The 1,522-nt window shown below is 79.6% G+C and carries 3 protein-coding genes; 1 reads left to right on the forward strand and 2 read right to left on the reverse strand.

The genetic code is table 11. The features are described from left to right. Positions 1 to 136 precede the first annotated feature (136 nt). On the forward strand, positions 137 to 532 hold the full coding sequence (locus GTR00_RS20585) for a VOC family protein (RefSeq protein WP_166613389.1): 396 nt from the start codon (positions 137 to 139) through the stop codon (positions 530 to 532). Here GTR00_RS20585 and GTR00_RS20590 read toward each other — a convergent pair. After that, positions 529 to 1,011, reverse strand: coding sequence for a heme-degrading domain-containing protein (locus GTR00_RS20590; RefSeq protein WP_166613390.1), 483 nt, complete (start codon positions 1,009 to 1,011; stop codon positions 529 to 531). The genes GTR00_RS20585 and GTR00_RS20590 overlap by 4 nt on opposite strands. Positions 1,012 to 1,042: 31 nt before the next feature. Then, positions 1,043 to 1,522 (reverse strand): anthrone oxygenase family protein (locus GTR00_RS20595; protein WP_166613391.1); only part of this gene is annotated, 480 nt, incomplete at its 5' end.

The following is a 1,522-nucleotide window of genomic DNA, read 5'->3' on the forward strand; positions in this document are numbered from 1 at the left end:
GTCCGCGGGTGCGGGGGCGGCGGGCACCGGGCGAGTGTGCCCGGCGGTGCGGGCGCCCGCCACCGGCGCGGCTCGTGTCGCAGGGGTGCGGCACCATCGGCGCACCCGGTCGTCGAAGCACCACGGAGGGCACGCCATGTTCCTCGGACTGCGCACGGTGATCTACCCGGCCCCGGACCTGGCCGCCGGCCGGGACTGGTTCAGCGGGGTGCTGGGCTTCGGGCCGTACTTCGACGAGCCGTTCTACGTGGGCTTCGACGTCGCCGGCTACGAGCTGGCGCTGGACCCCGCCGGGGACCCGGCGGCCGGGGCGGTGACGTGCTGGGGCGTCGCCGACGCCGACGCGGCCCTGGCGCGGCTGCTGGGGGCGGGCGCCGCCGCGCGCGAGGCGGTGCGCGAGGTCGGCGGCGGGATCCGCGTGGCGACCGTGCGGGAACCGGCCGGGGCGGTGCTCGGGGTCATCGAGAACCCGCACTTCCGGCTGCCGCCCGCGCCGGCGGGCCCCGGCCCGGGCCGGCGCGCGGGCCCCTAGCGCGCGTCGGCGGCGAGGAACGCGGTGATGCCCTCCACCACGACGCGGTGGTCCTCGGCCTCCGGCAGGCCGGAGACCGCGACGGAGCCGACGCAGCCGACGCCGCGCACCAGCACCGGGAACGCGCCGCCGTGGGCGGCGTAGCGGGCGGTGTCCAGCCGCGAGCCGGTGTCGAAGTGGCCGCCGGAGGCGCGGAAGCGGGTGCCCACCAGGTACGAGGAGCGGCCGTACAGGTCCACCACGGCCATCTTGCGGTCCAGCCAGACGTCGTTGTCGGCGGAGGAGCCGGGCAGGCCGACGTGGAAGAGGCGCTGGCCGTTGCGGCGCACGGCCACCGCCACGGGCAGCCGCTCGGCCAGGGCCCGCTCGGCGACGAGGGTGCCCAGCCGCCAGGCGGTGAGGTTGTCGAAGGAGGTGAAGGCCAGGGCGTCCTCCTGGTCCTCCAGCTCGGCGAGCAGGGCGGCGTGGTCGTCGGTCATCGGGTCTCCTCGCGGGGTGGGGAGCCGAACGCTAGCGGTGCGCGGGGGTGCGGCGGCGGGCGGCGAGGGCGCAGGCGCCGGCGAGCACCGCCAGGGCGCGGCGCACCTGGTGGGCGCGCTCCCAGCGGGCGCGGCCCTCGCGCCAGCCGGGGACCTCGTGCTCGGGGTCCCAGGTGCGCAGCCGCCGGTTGAACGGCACGTGCACGCGGGCGGTGAGGGCGATCGCGGCGGCCACGCAGGCCGCCGCGGCGGCCCGGCGCGCCGCGGTCGCCGGGTCGCGGTGGCGCAGGGCGGCCGCGGCGGCGGCGCCGGTGCCGAGGGAGGCCACCGACAGCGCCGGCGCCAGGCGGCTCATCACCGTGTCCGCGTGCTGCTGGTGGGAGACGAACCCGGCGAAGTCGCCGGTGCGCCGGCGCCGCCCGCCGAGGTCGGGCACGACCGCCAGCACGAGCGCGGCCGTGAGGGCGTCGTGGGCGCGGGCGGCCCGGCCGGCCGGGGTGGTGGCCGGGGT

The organism is Kineococcus indalonis (genome assembly GCF_009906395.1).
Lineage (GTDB): Bacteria > Actinomycetota > Actinomycetes > Actinomycetales > Kineococcaceae > Kineococcus > Kineococcus indalonis.

Coding starts and splice junctions, on each gene's coding strand:
- GTR00_RS20585 (WP_166613389.1), top strand. CDS start 137: ATGTTCCTCGGACTGCGCACGGTGATCTACCCGGCCCCGGACCTGGCC.
- GTR00_RS20590 (WP_166613390.1), bottom strand. CDS start 1,011: ATGACCGACGACCACGCCGCCCTGCTCGCCGAGCTGGAGGACCAGGAG.